Raw genomic sequence first — 15,556 nt, 5'->3', positions numbered from 1 at the left:
AATGACCTTTTTTGCCAAATCAACGCCAGCAATGCTAATGTTCATATTACGGACTCCAGTTGGTTGTGTGAGAACTGTCAGCGTACCTCGCATCCTGTTCAGGGGCGAGGGGAGTCCAATTATCTAGTTGTGATTAGAATGCGACTTCGTCGCTTGCCAGGAAAAGCATCGGCGTAGCTCGTTGTTCGAACGTCGGTTCCCAGTTTGCTCGTGGATCGGAAAGTCTTTTTAAGCGGATTTTGTGACCAACTGAACTCCATTTCTATAAGCCTGTAGGTTGGGCTTCACTGTGTGTTACCCAATCTGAATTTCGGTATAAAACTCTTACCTTAGAATCGCCTATTCACCCTCTATAACCGAAGGCCACCGATAGTATATCCGCCGTCTATGATGATCTCCTGGCCTGTCACAAATGCAGCATCATCAGAGAGAAGCCAGGCGACGGTACCGGCTACATCTTCAGGCACACCATTGCGTTTCAATGCACTATGGGCCGCCAGTTTGCCCGACAGCTCAGCACTGAGCACGTCGTCTGCCATCGGCGTGAGGATAATGCCCGGGCTGATAGCATTGACCCGCAGGCCGCGTGCTCCCTCTTCAATGGCCATGGTCTTCATCATTGCCAGTAGCGCCCCTTTCGTGGCTGCATAGGCTCCGGCTCCGGGCATGACTGCGTTGGCAGTCCATGAAGCATTGATCACTATGGCGCCGCTATTGAGTACCGGCAGACAGTGCTTAATGGTTAAAAAGGTGCCCAGAAAGTTAGTTTGAATCAAGGCATCAAAATCGCTACTGTCGGTATCGGCAATCGATTTAAACTCACCCAGTACCCCCGCATTGGCGAACAGACCATCAAGGCCACCGAAGCGCTCCACCACTTGATTTAAAGTCGCTAATAACTGCTCTTCCTGAGAAATGTCACATGTCAGTGCGGTCGCAACGCCACCCACTTGCTCTATTTCAGCTACCAGTGCCCAAAAAGGGGACAGATTTATTTTACTAAATCAGCCCCTTGTTTATACCTTTCGCGCCTGGAAGGCGCTCCTACACGGGTATTCGAGCCCCAGGCCGCGCAGCGGCTCCTAGCCACTCGCAAGTTGCGAAGCAACGTCTAGCCAGGCGCGTAGCGCCGATCTAGCAAGCGACGAAGTCGCGTTCTGACTACCCTAATATGTAAAAAACGCGCCCTGAGGCGCGTTCGTTTTTACATGTTGGGGTAGTTAGGCCCACCGCCGCCCTCTGGCGCCACCCAGGTAATATTCTGGGCAGGATCTTTGATATCACAGGTTTTACAGTGCACGCAGTTCTGGCTGTTGATCTGGAAGAGTTTCTCTCCCGCATCGTTTTCCAGCACTTCGTATACGCCTGCTGGACAGTAACGCTGCGCCGGTTCGTTAAACTTAGGCAGGTTATGATTCAGCGGGATGCTGCTGTCTTTTAGCTTCAGGTGACAGGGCTGGTTTTCCTCATGGTTGGTGTTGGAGATAAACACCGAGGAGGGCTTGTCAAAGCTGAGCACACCATCCGGTTTCGGATAGCTGATGGCGGCACACTCGCTGGCCGGTTTCATCTGCGCATAATCCGCATGGTTATCACGGATGGTGAACGGCAGACTGAAGATGTTCTGATCGATAAAGTTCAGTGCGCCACCGATCAGGGTGCCGTATTTGTGCAGCGCCGGACCGAAGTTGCGGCTGCTGTACAGCTCCTCATAGACCCAGGAATTTTTGAAGTTTTCGCCGTAAGCGGTCAGATCATTACCACCTTCATCACCCCCTGTCAGTGCGGCAAAGATCGTTTCGGCGGCGATCATACCGGACTTCATCGCGGTGTGTGTGCCTTTGATCTTGGCGAAGTTCAGGGTGCCTGCGTCACAACCCAGCAGTAGTGCGCCGGGCATGGTCATCTTCGGCAGGGCATTAAAGCCACCTTTGGTGATCGCCCGGGCACCGTAGGAGACCCGTTTGCCGCCTTGCAGATACTTTGAGATCAGCGGGTGATGTTTCATCCGCTGGAACTCGTCAAACGGGCTCAGGTGCGGATTATCGTAGTTAAGATCGGTGATCAGCCCCACTACCACCTGATTATCTTCGGCGTGATAGAGGAAGAAACCACCGCTGGCACCGGCGTCGCTTAGCGGCCAGCCGGCACCGTGCAGTACCAGACCGGGCTGATGCTGGTCCGCTGGTACATCCCACAACTCCTTAATACCGATGCCGTAGTGCTGGGCATCGGCGTCTTTATCCAGTTCAAATTTAGCGATCAGCTCTTTGCCCAGATGGCCGCGACACCCTTCGGTGAAGATGGTGTATTTCGCCAGCAGGTCCATACCCGGCATATAGCTGTCTTTTTGCTCGCCATTTTCATCCAGCCCCATATCGCCGGTACCGATACCGGCCACCCGGCCATCATCGCCGTAGATAATGTGCGAGGCGGGGAAGCCGGGGAAAATCTCGACCCCCAGTTGTTCCGCCTGCTCTGCCAGCCAGCGGCACAGGTTGCCGACACTGGCAATATAGTTGCCATGGTTGTGCATGGTTTTGGGTACAAAGCCGTTGGGGATTTTGGTCGCTTTCTCGCCGCTTTTCAGCAGGTAGATCTGATCTTCAGTGACCTCAGTTTTCAGTGGCGCGCCCTGTGCTTTCCACTCGGGGAACAGCTCATCCAGGGCGCGGGGTTCAACCACCGCACCGGAGAGAATATGTCCGCCCACCTCGGCTCCTTTTTCAACCACGCAGACCATCAGTTCCTGGCCGGCGTCATTTGCCTGTTGCATCAAACGACATGCAGTGGACAGTCCGGCGGGACCGGCACCGACAATCACTACATCGAATTCCATCGATTCTCTTTGCATTGTTTTTATCCTCGTCGTTTTGCGCGACTAAAACTGCTCTTCATCCAGTTGCATTATGCTGTCACTGCCGGCCATCACAGAGGCAAGGCAGGACTGGGTACGGGGCAGCATATGTTCACAGAAGAACCGGGCAGTTGCCAGCTTGGCTTGCAGGAATTCAGGATTACCTTCACCTGCGTCAAGCTTAGCCTGTGCCCGCATGGCACTTTTCGCCATCAGCCAGCCACCACAGAGGAAACCAAACAGCATCATAAAGTTAACGCTGGCACTGCCGGGGGCATTCTTATCCACTGCACTATCCAGCAACCACTGACGCGCTGCAATACCATTATCGAGTGATCTGCGGCACTGCTGTGCTGCCAGGGTGAACTGACCACCCAGGGATTCAAACTGGGCGATATCAGCGGCCATCTCATCCAACAGAGCTTGCAGGGATTCACCGCCATTGACCAGCGTTTTACGTCCAACCAGGTCCAGCGCCTGAATCCCGGTGGTGCCTTCATAGATGGTGAGAATCCGGGCATCACGGTAGAATTGTGCCGCACCGGTCTCTTCGATAAAGCCCATCCCGCCATGAATCTGCACGCCCAGATAGGTAAGTTCCTGAGCAAACTCAGTCACCCAGCCTTTAACAATGGGTGTCAGCAGCTCAATCCGGGCAGCATTGCCGCGATCGGCTTCGGCGGCGGCCACCAGACAGAGCGCCCGCATCGCTTCGGTGCCGGCCTTCATGGTCATCAGCATACGGCGAACATCGGGGAAACGAATAATCGGGTAACGGCTGCCATCTTTATTGGTGCCCTGAATCCGGTCTTTGGCATACTGCAGCGCATGCTGATAAGCCGCCTCGGAGACGGCCAGCCCCTGCAGGCCAACCCCCTGACGCGCATGGTTCATCATGGTGAACATATACGCCAGGCCTTTGTTCTCCTCGCCCACCAGATAACCGACTGCACCACCGTTATCGCCAAAGCTCATAACGCAGGTCGGACTGCCGTGGATACCCAGTTTATGCTCCAGAGAGACCGCATAGGCGTCGTTGCGCTGGCCAGGATTGCCGTTCTCATCCAGCAGGAATTTGGGCACGATAAACAGTGAGATACCTTTCACACCCGCGGGGGCATCCGGCAAACGAGCCAGCACCAGATGCAGGATATTATCGGTCATCTGATGGTCACCCCAGGTGATAAAGATCTTCTGCCCGGTGATCAGATAGTGGTCACCGTTAGGCACCGCTTTAGTCTTAACGGCCGCCAGATCGGTACCCGCATCGGATTCGGTCAGGTTCATGGTACCGGTCCACTCACCACTGACCAGTTTTGGCAGGTAATGCTGTTTCAGATCATCACTACCATGGTGACTGATCGACTCGATCGCCCCCTGACTCAGCAGCGGACAGAGTGCAAACGCCAGGTTCGCGGTTTGCCACACTTCGTTGACTGCGGTGCCCAGCACATTTGGCAAATTCTGTCCGCCAAACTCTTCAGCAGCGGTCAGCGTGGCCCAGCCCCCCTCAACATACTCCTTATAGGCTTCAGCAAAGCCTTCGGTCTGCTGTACGCCACTGTCACCCAGTACCGGATGATTCAGATCACCGGTACGGTTCAGAGGGGCCAGCATGCCAGAACCCAGCTTACCCGCTTCGGTGAGAATCACCGACGCCAGCTCGCTGTTGATATCTTCCAGCCCGGCATCAGCACACAACTGATCAAACTGTACCAGTTCATTCAGAACAAACTCGGCATCTGTAAGGGGGTGCTTGTAGTCACTCATGGTCTTTACCTGTAATTTACTTTTTAGATCTGGCCAGACAGTTCCGGTACCGCATCAAACAGGTCTGCGACCAGCCCGTAATCCGCGACGGAGAAGATCGGCGCTTCTTCATCCTTATTGATAGCCACGATGACTTTCGAATCCTTCATCCCCGCCAGATGCTGAATCGCACCGGAGATACCCACCGCAATATAGAGATCAGGGGCAACAACCTTACCGGTCTGACCTACCTGCATATCATTAGGTACAAAGCCTGCATCTACGGCAGCCCGTGAGGCCCCCACAGCCGCGCCCAGTTTATCGGCCAGACCATAGAGCATTTCGAAATTGTCACCATTACCCATACCCCGGCCACCGGAGACGATAATCGATGCTGCGGTCAGTTCAGGACGGTCAGACTTCGCCAGCTCTTCGCCAACAAAGCGGGATGTTCCGGCATCACACACCTCAGACACTGCTTCAATCGCGGCGCTGCCACCCTCAGCAACCACCGCATCAAACGCAGTGCCACGGATGGTCAGCAACTTAACTGCATCGTCAGTTTTCACCGTTGCGATTGCGTTACCGGCATAGATCGGACGCTGAAACGTATCAGCAGATTCAACGGCGATCACATCGGACAGCTGGTTAACATCCAGCAGTGCGGCAACCCGTGGCAGATAGTTCTTACCACTGGTGGTCGCAGGTGCCAGGATATGGCTGTGACCGCTGACCAGTGCAACAATCAGCTTAGCAATATTTTCCGCCAGTTGATGTTCATAGGCGGCGTTGTCTGCCAGCAGCACCTTTGCCACAGAAGGGATCGCTGCCGCGGCATCGGCAACCGCCTGGCAGTTATGCCCCGCCACCAGCAGTTCAATATCACCGCCGATCTGTTGTGCGGCAGCCAGCGTGTTCAGTGTTGCAGGCTTCAGTGCCTGGTTATCGTGTTCAGCTATTACCAGAATTGTCATCTGCCCGCTCCTCAAACTACTTTTGCTTCGTTTTTCAGTTTATCCACCAGCTCACTGACAGATGCTACCTTGATACCCGCCTGACGCTCGGCCGGTGGGTTGACTGCCACCAGGGTGACTTTATTACCCACTTCAACCCCCAGATCCGCCGGAGTTTTCACATCCAGTGGCTTGCGCTTGGCTTTCATGATGTTAGGCAGAGAGGCATAACGGGGTTCGTTGAGTCGCAGATCGGTGGTGATCACTGCGGGCAGATCCAGCTCCAGAGTCTGCAAACCACCATCGATTTCGCGGGTCACCTGCACCTTATCGCCCTCAACCTTCACTTCAGAAGCGAAAGTTGCCTGAGGATAATCCAGCAGCGCCGCCAGCATCTGGCCGGTCTGGTTGTTGTCTGAATCGATAGACTGCTTACCCATAATGACCAGCTGTGGCTGTTCAGCCTGTACCACGGCTTTGAGTAGTTTAGCAGCAGACAATGCATCAGGAGCCGATTCAGTCTCGATCTGGATGCCACGGTCAGCCCCCAGCGCGAGGGCGGTGCGGATCTGCTCCTGGCAGGCTTTATCGCCGATGGATACCGCAATAATTTCGCTGGCAACACCCGCCTCTTTCAAGCGAACCGCTTCTTCTACAGCGATTTCACAGAACGGATTCATGGCCATTTTGACGTTAGACAGATCAACATCACTGTTATCAGACTTAACCCGTACTTTAACGTTGTAGTCGATAACGCGCTTTACCGGAACAAGTATCTTCATAGCACTCACTTTTAGATTGCGGTTTCTTATTGAGATCTAGTTTGCCTGTTGTCAGCCAGGACAACAATAACGAAAAAAGCCTTATAATTGACTTTTTCGGACACAACAAACCATTTAATTTCGGATATTTCTGATAGTATCGGACAAACAGCTCCATTATAGGACAATCATTTAATGTTTCTGGTACCCGTTTATGAGCTATAACCATCACTCGATCTCGATTCACTTTGCCAATGCGATGCTCAAAGGTGCACGCGCGAACGGGCTGAATGAACAGCAGCTGTTACGGGAGGCCGGGCTTAACAGTGAACTGTTAAGAAACCATGAAGTGCGCATCACGCCGATGCAGCTTAGCCGCCTGGTCCAGTCGATCCTGCGGCATAGCGATGATGACTACCTTGGCCTTGCCAGCCCTCCCTGTCGTTTTGGTGTATTCGCAGTGATGTGCCGTATGGTGATCCATTGCACCGATCTGCAGCAGGTGTTCACCCAGGCGGTTCATTTCTATAACCTGCTGGTACCTGCCTCCCACATGACGATTACCGAAAAGGAGGATCGGGTTATTTTCACCCTGGATCTGACCCATCCGGAGAAAGACCCGGATCATGCCCTGATCGATTTTCTGCTGTTGCTATGGCATCGTTTTCCCAGTTGGCTGATCGGCCAGCGGATTCCACTGAAACAGGTCGGCTTTCGTCATTCAAAACCCGCCCACTTCGAAGAATACCGTTTAATGTTCCCCTGCCCTTCAGTGTTCGACCAGCCCCATAACAGTCTGACCTTTGACCGGGCGATTATGAATGCGCCAGTGGTACAGACTGTTCAGAATCTCAGCAGTTATCTGCGGCGCGCCCCGCTGGACTGGTTTAAGCGACAATCCTATTACCCGGTGTATACCCGTAAGGTGATGGACTACCTTGAAAATGCCGAATCGATGGTCGATACCAGTATGGAAGATATCGCCAGCCAGTTGCATACCACCTCCCGGACCCTGCGGCGTAAACTGGATGAAGAGGGCACCAGCTTTCAGGAGATCAAGGACGGTGTTCGACGGGACGAAGCGATTCACCTTCTCAGTCAGCCGAACCTGCCAATTTCCAGGATCGCCAGACGACTGGGTTTCGCTGAAGCCGCGGCCTTTACCCGGGCATTCAAACACTGGACCGGCATCTCTCCCAGCACTTACCGCAAGTCAAAGGGCTAGGCCGGAGCTCCCAGCATCTGTCCGATTAGGTCAAAAGACTGACTGCTCAGGCTATCGTCACAGCCTCGCATAACCGCCAGAATATACACCGTATAAACGCCCTCCAGCTCACAGCCTCATGTCTGTGAGCTTTGCATTCTTAGTTTATTATTCTCACCGGCAGCTGCCTCGCAGTTGCCGGTTTTTTTATTGTCCCATTCAAAGAATCATTCTGAATCTGTCAGAAAAATGGCTTATATTATTGTTTTAATTATCCATTAATGATAATAATTCTCATTATTTGTAATGAAAATTTCCCATGACAGAACTCCAGCTACTCTATTTATCGCAGCTATTTCGCATCTGGACCGTAGGACTGTGTCTGGGCACATCCACTATCGCCATGACGTTCTACTTCTACGTAGTCAGTAAGGGCTTCACCCTTGCCGCTGAAAACAGAATGATGCATATCGTTTATACCGTTCTGAGAATAGCAATGGTGCTGGTTGTGATCTCAGAATTGACGACCTTTATCTATAATTATCGCATTAACAATTTTATCTACTGGACAGATAATCCAGAGTTTATGATGAGGCTGACAATTTTCTTTGTGATTATCTGTAATGCGATCGCCATGCAGAACCGCTGGATCACCATGTGGCTGGGGCCTGTGATTGCCGGCGGTTCGTGGTACGCTTACTTTTTCTTTTCTGTCTGGATTGAGACCGAATCAACCTATCCCACACTGTTACTCGGTTACGGCTACTGGCTGGCAGGTATAGCGGTTCTGCTGTCAGCATTGCGCCTATATCTGACCAGAACCCCGTCAGACGGCCCTGCGAACAACCGGTAACTGATTCTGATGATGGCTAACATACGCAACCGTAAGGTTTCACGGCTATCGACCCCGACCGTCATCATTGCTTTTGTGTCACTAGCGGTGGCAATCAGCTTGCTGAGCTATCAGGCTTACCGATTATTATGGCGCCCCTTTACTGGATATGGTGAAGTCTGGATAAATGATCGCCAGAACCACCAGAAAGACAGTTTCAGCGCCGGGGATCTGACCCATTTCCATTCGGATAACAAGGCTTTTGAACAGTCAGCCCCCTACCTGTCTTCGGGACTTGAGGCCGCATTTGAGCGGGGTGATAAAATCTTTGGTCAGGCCTTCTCTGCTACCGACGGGCTCGGTCCTCTGTTTAATAACTCCTCCTGCGATGCCTGCCACCCATCTGATGGCAGAGCACAACCTCCGGCAGGGCCGGATGAACCGATTGAAGGCGGGTTTCTCAGGGTTTCTATCCCCGGCATCGGCCTCTATGGTGAACCCTTATCCCCTCCCGGCTATGGTCTGCAAATCAGTGACCGGGCGATTAAAGAGGTAAAGCCTGAAGCCCATGTGCGGATAAAATGGCATGACACTCCGGGCGTGTTCCCTGATGGAGAATCTTACTCCCTGCGCCAACCTGAATTTCTGATAACGGATCTGGCCTATGGTGCGCTTCCGCCGGATACACAGATCACTCTGCGCCTGGCACCACCGGTCTTTGGCCTGGGCCTTCTGGAAGCCATTCCGGAACGTACACTGCTATATTGGGCAGACCCGGATGATCGGGATGGTGATGGCATCTCTGGCCGCCCAAACTATGTCTGGGACCTCGAACGCGGAGGCAAAGCCATAGGCCGCTTTTCCTGGAAGTCCAATGCCTTCGATATCCGTCAACAGGCCGCCACTGCAGCCTTTAACGATATGGGGATCAACAATGAGCTCTTCCTGTATCGCTATGATGACCAGAGTAGGGTCCATAAAACCCGACAGAACTGCGAACCAGAACAGCTCAGCTGTCTCCGCGCCTTCGATAGCAAAGAGTTCGAGCTCCGGCCCGATCAGTTAAAAGACCTGACCACCTACCTGCAGCTACTGGGTGTGGTCTATCGGCGTAATATGGAAACCCCACAGGTGCAGCAGGGCATGGCTCTGTTTAACAAAATCGGATGCGAGAAGTGCCATAAATCCCGGGTAATAACCGGCGAACACGAAATTGCCCGATTGGAAAATCAGTTGATTCGTCCCTATACCGATCTGCTGTTACACGATATGGGGGAAGGTTTGTCAGGTGGAGCGGATTTCGATGCCACTGCTCAGGAATGGAGAACCGCACCACTGTGGGGGATCGGCATGACCCGCACCGTTAATGGCCACACCCATTTTTTGCACGATGGCCGGGCACGTAATATCCAGGAAGCGATTCTCTGGCATGGCGGCGAAGCGGAACAGGCCAGACAGAAATATATTCATCTGAAGCGGGAATCACGGCAAGCGATACTAAAATTTATCGGTAGCCTGTAACACGATTATCCGACGCTGAGACACCGCTTTTTACTATTTTCGCCAGTATGCCTAAGCAGGCCAGCGATCTATTTCCCAGCAGCCGGATGAGTGAACAGGTCCAATAGCTGGGGATTCTGCGGCAATACAACCGGGCTTGTCACTGAAGAGAGGTGGCGGTCAGCCGTATTCAGCAACGACACCCGCACCGTATGCATCCCATTGCCAATTTCGCGAATTACCAGAGTGCGGTAGAGCTGAGCTTCTTTAACCGGATCAGACTGGGATAGCCGAAACGCCAGCAGCTCGGCCAGCATAGTACCGAGCTGACTCTGATGCTCATTGTCACCACGACCGATAAACATCAGATCAGGGGAGAGCAACTGAACGATTGCGACACAGTGTTCAGCCAGCTCCATCGGCCCCGGGCTGCGGTCACAAGCGCTGAACTGCGTCGAATCAACCCCCTGCAACAGCAACCCGGCATGCACCGGTTCGCTTAACGGCTGTCCGATTGAAACAACCACGACCTGATGAGCCCGCCCGCTCTGCTTCAGTGTTAACGCCTCCCTGATACTCTCCTGCGCCTGACGCCCCAAAGCAGACCTGTTATCTGCGAAGACGTCGGGTGTCAGTATTACGGTGATCTTCATTATTATTGTTCCGTCTGACATTGAGTGGTGGAGAAGTAAGCCCTCTCCGCGCAAGTTACCAGCCTGGACTCACTGCAGCTCTTTCGCCTTCTGCCGCAGTATAAACTTCTGTATCTTACCGGTTGAGGTTTTCGGCAGATCCCCGACAACAACCCGTTTGGGGGTTTTAAAGTGCGCCATATTAGCCCGGCAGAAATCGATAATCTCCTGCTCGGTGACCGTTTCGCCCTCGGTTGTGGTAATAAAGGCACAGGGGGTTTCACCCCACTTTTCATCCGGCCGGGCAACCACTGCCGCATCCTGAATTTTCGGATGCCGGTAGAGCACATCTTCCACCTCAATACTGGAGATATTCTCGCCACCGGAGATAATCACATCTTTGGAACGGTCTTTAATTTCGATATAACCATCGGCATGCCACACCGCCAGGTCACCAGAGTGGAACCAGCCACCTTTAAACGCTTCATCGGTGGTCGATGGGTTTTTCAGGTAACCTTTCATCACCAGATTCCCCTGCATAAAGATCTCACCAATGGTTTCACCATCTTGTGGCACCGGCTCCAGGGTATCGGGATCGGCCACCATCAGACCATCCAGCATCGGGGCACGCACCCCCTGTCGGGACTTCAGCCGGGATTTTTTCTCCTCATCGAACTCATCCCACTCCTCATGCCAGGCACACACCACCGAAGGACCATAGGTTTCGGTCAGGCCATACACATGGGTCACCTTGAAACCCAGTTCCTCCATGCCCTGAATCACGGAAGCGGGTGGCGCCGCTCCCGCCGTCATCACTTTTACCTGATGTTCGATCCCCGCTTTCATCGCTGCAGGCGCGGAGTTGAGCATATTCAACACAATAGGTGCACCACAGAAATGGTTTACCTGCTGCTCTTTGATCTGTTCAAAGATGATATCGGCCCGCACATGACGCAGGCTGACACTGGTACCGGCGGCGGCAGCAATCGACCAGGGGAAACACCAGCCATTACAGTGGAACATCGGCAGAGTCCAGAGATACACCGGGTGCTGCCCCATATCCCAGGAAACGATGTTACTCACGGCATTGAGATAGGCTCCGCGATGATGGTAGACCACCCCTTTAGGGTCCCCGGTAGTGCCGGATGTGTAGTTAAGGGTGATCGCATCCCACTCATCTGCAGGCTTCACGCCGGAAAATGCGTCATCCCCTTCCGCCAGAAACGCATCATAGGTCAGGTCACCGATCAGCTCACCTTCAGCATAGGTGGGATCATCGATGTCGATCACCAGGATTTTTTTACCGATCATTTTCAGTGCTTTACGCACCACAGAGGAAAATTCCCGCTCGGTAATCAGGACTTTGGACTCCGCATGCTGCAAGACGAAGGCGATCGCTTCTGCATCCAGCCGGGTATTGATCGAGTTCAGCACCGCGCCACTCATCGGCACGCCAAAATGAGATTCAAAATGTTCCGGCAGGTTAGGCGCGATAATGGATACGGTATCACCACTGCCGATCCCCCGCTGCACCAGCGCACTAGCCAGACGACAGCAGCGCTGATAGGTTTCTGCCCAGGTTCTGCGCTGCGCACCATGAACGGTGGCTATTCGGTTTGGATAAACCTTAGCACTGCGTTCCAGAAAGCTCAGCGGCGTCAGCGCCATGAAGTTGGCCGCATTCTGATCGAGGGACTGATTATAGACATTATGATGTTCAGACATTGTATTTTCCTGTACCTGTTTTCGACCGGTTCACATGCTCAGGTCCGGCCAGTCGATCTGAAAAAGTATTTAATGGAAGCTCCCTCACGGGAGTAGCTGCTCAGGTCGGAATGCCGACACCTGAACCACCCGGCCTGTGGGCGCAAGAGTAAAAGGTGGGATAACTGATGAGCATTAACCAGCAACACAGCACCGTAGCGGATCCATACCGGCTCAGCTCAGCTGTGAAACAGTTGTGTGGATACAGAGAAGGCATCTTTACTCTCTCCCGGCCATTGCTGCTGGCCAGCGTTTTTATTGTTATTGGTCACAGTATTGAGTCTGTGATTTTCTAACAGTAAAACCGATAATCATTGCCGTAATTTGTCTGAAATATAACGAAATGTAACAGCCGGTATGGCGACCTGACATTTCCTATAGAATGGCAGAACAATAATAATGGTACGGTGACAGACGACAGCACTATGCTTTTCAGATCGAAACTCATGCAACGTTTCTTCGTGACTCTGCTGATAATCATCTCGATGATTTTTATCACGGTGTACTTTTATTCGGTGCCGGTGATTAAGAAAAAGGTGTTCGAGATTGAACGCAACTCCAGCGCTATCGCCCTCAACAGCGTCTTCTCCCTTGCCAATAAGATGTACGCCGATACCAAAAAATACCGCAGCCAGGCGCTGGAATCCCATAAGAAGCGTCTGCGTACAGTGGTTGATCTGGCCGACTCTTTCTTCGACAGCGCGGTTGCTGAAGCGCGTCGCAACGGTCTCAGCGAAAGTCAGGCACGTCAGGTTGCTTTCGAGCAGCTGAGAAGCTTTAAATACGGCGACAATGACTATATCTGGATCGCCGATCAGCATGGCATCCTGCTATCGCATCCGGACCCGCGCTATCAGGGTAAAGATACCGCCACCCTTCACAGCCAGGAGGGTGACAGTGAGGTTCGCGCAGTCATCGATCTGGCATTACGCCAGGGAGAGGGCTTCTACCAGTATAAATGGAACCGGCTCGACTCCGAGAAACCGCTGGATAAAGTATCATTTGTTAAAAACTTCCCTGACAAAGGGTTTGTAATCGGTTCAGGGGTATATCTGGATGATCTGGATGCGGATATCGAGCAGATCCGCAATGAAGCACTCATTGAGCTGCGCGAAGGTATCAGGGATATAAAAATAGCCTCCACCGGCTATCTGTTTGTCTTTGATGCCAGCACTAACATGCTGATCCACCCGAACTCAAATATTGCAGGCAAAAACTTTCTAAAACTGACAAATCCGGTCACGGGTCACTCTATCGCCGAAGATCTGATTCAGGTCGCTGATACCGGCAAAGAACTGTATTACAAATGGGATCGGCCCGATGACCCTGGCAACTATAGCTATGAAAAACTCTCACTGGTGCGTTATCTGCCAGGATTTGACTGGTATATCTGCTCATCGGTCTATGTCGATGAATTGCGCAGCAGTGCTGAACTGCTGACAGAAAGAATCATCACTATCGCCGTGATCGCACTGTTTGTTGCACTGCTACTGATGTTGCTGTTCAGTCAGTGGATAACCCAGCCGATCAAACGACTGGCAGATACCGCGGTCAGGGTATCGGAAGGTGAGTTATCGGCGAAAAGCGGTATCCGTCGTGATGATGAGGTGGGACTGCTGGCTTACACCTTCGACACCATGGTGGAACGCCTGCGCGACTCGATTCAAAATCTCGACAGCAAGGTAGAACAGCGCACCCATGCGTTAGCCGAAAAAAACCAGCAACTGATCATCGCCTCAGAGTCGATGGCCAGTGCCAAGGAAGCGCTGGCACAATCAGAACAGCGCCAGCGACAGATTCTGGACGCCCTGCCCGCACAGATCGCCTATCTCGATACCGGCCTGAACATTCTGTTTGTCAATCGGGTGTTCGCCGAGACATACCATCAGGATAAGGCCAGTATGATCCATAAGCCCCTGCAGCAGGCGATTGGGGAGACCAGCTTCAACCATATTCAGTGGCAACTCCAGTCCGCCCTCAGAGGGCAGCAAACGGCAGGCGAATATACCGAATCTCTGCAGCAACGACAGGTGATCTGTAAACGCACCCTGATCCCCTGTTTTAACCCGGATAATGCGGTTAATGGCATTCTGATTCTGAGCTTCGATATCACCAGTGAAAAAGATGCCGAACGGCAGTTAAATGAAGCGCAACGGATGAATGCCGTGGGGCAGATGGCGGGAGGACTGGCCCATGATTTTAATAACCTGCTAACCATTATACTTGGCAATCTGCACTCGGTGGGTGACCGCTACAGCGGGGATGACCAGTTACAACGTTACCTTGAACCCGCCATCAGAGCCACCCGACGCGGCGCAGACATCACCAGCCGGCTACTGTCATTTTCCCGCCGACAACCGCTCTCGCCAACGCTGATTAATATCGGACAGATGCTCAAAGACTCCCTTGAACTGCTGTCCAGCTCGCTGCCGGACAATATCACGATCCGCATCGACGACACCCCGTCAGAGCTGCAGCCGTTTGCTGATCCGGGCAGACTTGAAGATGCCCTGGTCAATCTGGTATTCAACGCCCGGGATGCGATGCCAGAGGGGGGTGAAATCTGCTTCACAACCCAGAGTATAGCGGTGCAGCATCGTCTGATCATGGACGAGCTGGTAGCGCCCGGTAACTACTGCGAAATCTGTATCAGCGACACCGGCACGGGCTTTTCCGATCAGGCGTTGCAACAGTGTTTTGAACCTTTCTTTACCAGCAAAAGCAATGGTGCAGGTTCCGGTTTGGGTCTGAGTATGGTGTACGGTTTTGTTAAGCAGTCAAAAGGCTATATCAGCATTCAGAACGCCTCCCACCGGGGTGCTACTATCACCCTGCTGCTGCCAGCAAAAGCAGCCAGAGAAGAGAGGTTAAATGATCACCCCGGCGCACACGAGAACACACTGAAGCAGGAGGGCAAGCTGGTCTGTCTGGTCGAAGATGATCCGGATGTCCGCTCGGTGGTACGTCAGCAACTGATCGACCTGGGATTTGATGTGATCGATACCCACAGTGCAGAGGAAGCGCGGCGGCTGATTCCCCTGCTACCGGAACTCCATGCGCTGGTCTCAGACGTCATGCTGCCGGGCAACCTCAACGGCATTGAACTGGCAGACTGGCTGCATCAGCAACATAACCGTTGCAGAATTATCCTGATCAGTGGATATTCTTACCAGCAAAGCGGTGATAAGCCGATCAATCCGGCCTTTCTGCTGCTGAGCAAACCCTTTGGGATTGCGGAATTGAAAAAGGCATTTCATGATAGTGAGAAGCGCTATGCCGGGCTGGATTAAACTCCCTGACCGCT

General features: G+C 52.8%; 12 protein-coding genes. 5 read left to right on the top strand and 7 right to left on the bottom strand.

Features of this window, described 5'->3' with window-relative positions; genetic code table 11:
- Window positions 1–350 precede the first annotated feature (350 nt).
- The 5 genes from JW499_RS19990 to JW499_RS19970 form a co-directional block, all read right to left on the bottom strand.
- Window positions 351–971: an SDR family NAD(P)-dependent oxidoreductase gene (locus tag JW499_RS19990; RefSeq protein WP_269814592.1), complete on the bottom strand. Its 621-nt coding sequence runs from the start codon at window positions 969–971 to the stop codon at window positions 351–353.
- Window positions 972–1,204: 233 nt separating this feature from the next.
- Window positions 1,205–2,854: an electron transfer flavoprotein-ubiquinone oxidoreductase gene (locus JW499_RS19985; protein WP_205212240.1), complete on the bottom strand. Its 1,650-nt coding sequence runs from the start codon at window positions 2,852–2,854 to the stop codon at window positions 1,205–1,207.
- A 27-nt stretch (window positions 2,855–2,881) separates the two neighbouring features.
- A complete protein-coding gene (locus tag JW499_RS19980; protein WP_205212239.1) occupies window positions 2,882–4,627 on the bottom strand; it encodes an acyl-CoA dehydrogenase in 1,746 nt (581 codons plus the stop codon).
- A 23-nt stretch (window positions 4,628–4,650) separates the two neighbouring features.
- Window positions 4,651–5,580: an electron transfer flavoprotein subunit alpha/FixB family protein gene (locus JW499_RS19975; protein WP_205212238.1), complete on the bottom strand. Its 930-nt coding sequence runs from the start codon at window positions 5,578–5,580 to the stop codon at window positions 4,651–4,653.
- Window positions 5,581–5,591: 11 nt separating this feature from the next.
- On the bottom strand, window positions 5,592–6,341 hold the full coding sequence (locus JW499_RS19970) for an electron transfer flavoprotein subunit beta/FixA family protein (protein ID WP_091352310.1): 750 nt from the start codon (window positions 6,339–6,341) through the stop codon (window positions 5,592–5,594).
- Window positions 6,342–6,534: 193 nt separating this feature from the next.
- On the opposite strand from JW499_RS19970, the gene JW499_RS19965 reads away from it, so the two are divergent.
- The 3 genes from JW499_RS19965 (at window position 6,535) to JW499_RS19955 (ending at window position 9,877) form a co-directional block, all read left to right on the top strand.
- Window positions 6,535–7,545: an AraC family transcriptional regulator gene (locus JW499_RS19965; protein ID WP_205212237.1), complete on the top strand. Its 1,011-nt coding sequence runs from the start codon at window positions 6,535–6,537 to the stop codon at window positions 7,543–7,545.
- 298 nt (window positions 7,546–7,843) lie between these two features.
- A complete protein-coding gene (locus JW499_RS19960; RefSeq protein WP_205212236.1) occupies window positions 7,844–8,377 on the top strand; it encodes a hypothetical protein in 534 nt (177 codons plus the stop codon).
- Between the two features lie 9 nt (window positions 8,378–8,386).
- On the top strand, window positions 8,387–9,877 hold the full coding sequence (locus JW499_RS19955) for a di-heme oxidoreductase family protein (protein ID WP_205212235.1): 1,491 nt from the start codon (window positions 8,387–8,389) through the stop codon (window positions 9,875–9,877).
- Between the two features lie 68 nt (window positions 9,878–9,945).
- Here the strand turns inward: JW499_RS19955 and JW499_RS19950 are convergent, their stop codons facing one another.
- Together JW499_RS19950 and JW499_RS19945 are read right to left on the bottom strand one after the other, a co-directional pair.
- Window positions 9,946–10,509: a hypothetical protein gene (locus JW499_RS19950; RefSeq protein WP_205212234.1), complete on the bottom strand. Its 564-nt coding sequence runs from the start codon at window positions 10,507–10,509 to the stop codon at window positions 9,946–9,948.
- A 69-nt stretch (window positions 10,510–10,578) separates the two neighbouring features.
- The gene (locus JW499_RS19945; RefSeq protein WP_205212233.1) at window positions 10,579–12,213 is read right to left on the bottom strand and encodes an acyl-CoA synthetase; all 1,635 of its coding nucleotides are present in this window, start codon (window positions 12,211–12,213) and stop codon (window positions 10,579–10,581) included.
- 167 nt (window positions 12,214–12,380) lie between these two features.
- On the opposite strand from JW499_RS19945, the gene JW499_RS19940 reads away from it, so the two are divergent.
- Together JW499_RS19940 and JW499_RS19935 are read left to right on the top strand one after the other, a co-directional pair.
- Window positions 12,381–12,548 (top strand): hypothetical protein, encoded by a 168-nt coding sequence (locus JW499_RS19940; protein WP_205212232.1) that lies wholly within the window; start codon window positions 12,381–12,383, stop codon window positions 12,546–12,548.
- A gap of 150 nt (window positions 12,549–12,698) precedes the next feature.
- On the top strand, window positions 12,699–15,542 hold the full coding sequence (locus JW499_RS19935; RefSeq protein ID WP_205212231.1) for a cache domain-containing protein: 2,844 nt from the start codon (window positions 12,699–12,701) through the stop codon (window positions 15,540–15,542).
- Window positions 15,543–15,556 lie beyond the last annotated feature (14 nt).

Origin of the sequence: Amphritea pacifica (genome assembly GCF_016924145.1) — a bacterium.
GTDB lineage: Bacteria > Pseudomonadota > Gammaproteobacteria > Pseudomonadales > Balneatricaceae > Amphritea > Amphritea pacifica.
The sequence above is the reverse complement of the archived record's forward strand: the minus strand, read 5'-3'. Positions and strand labels throughout refer to the sequence as shown.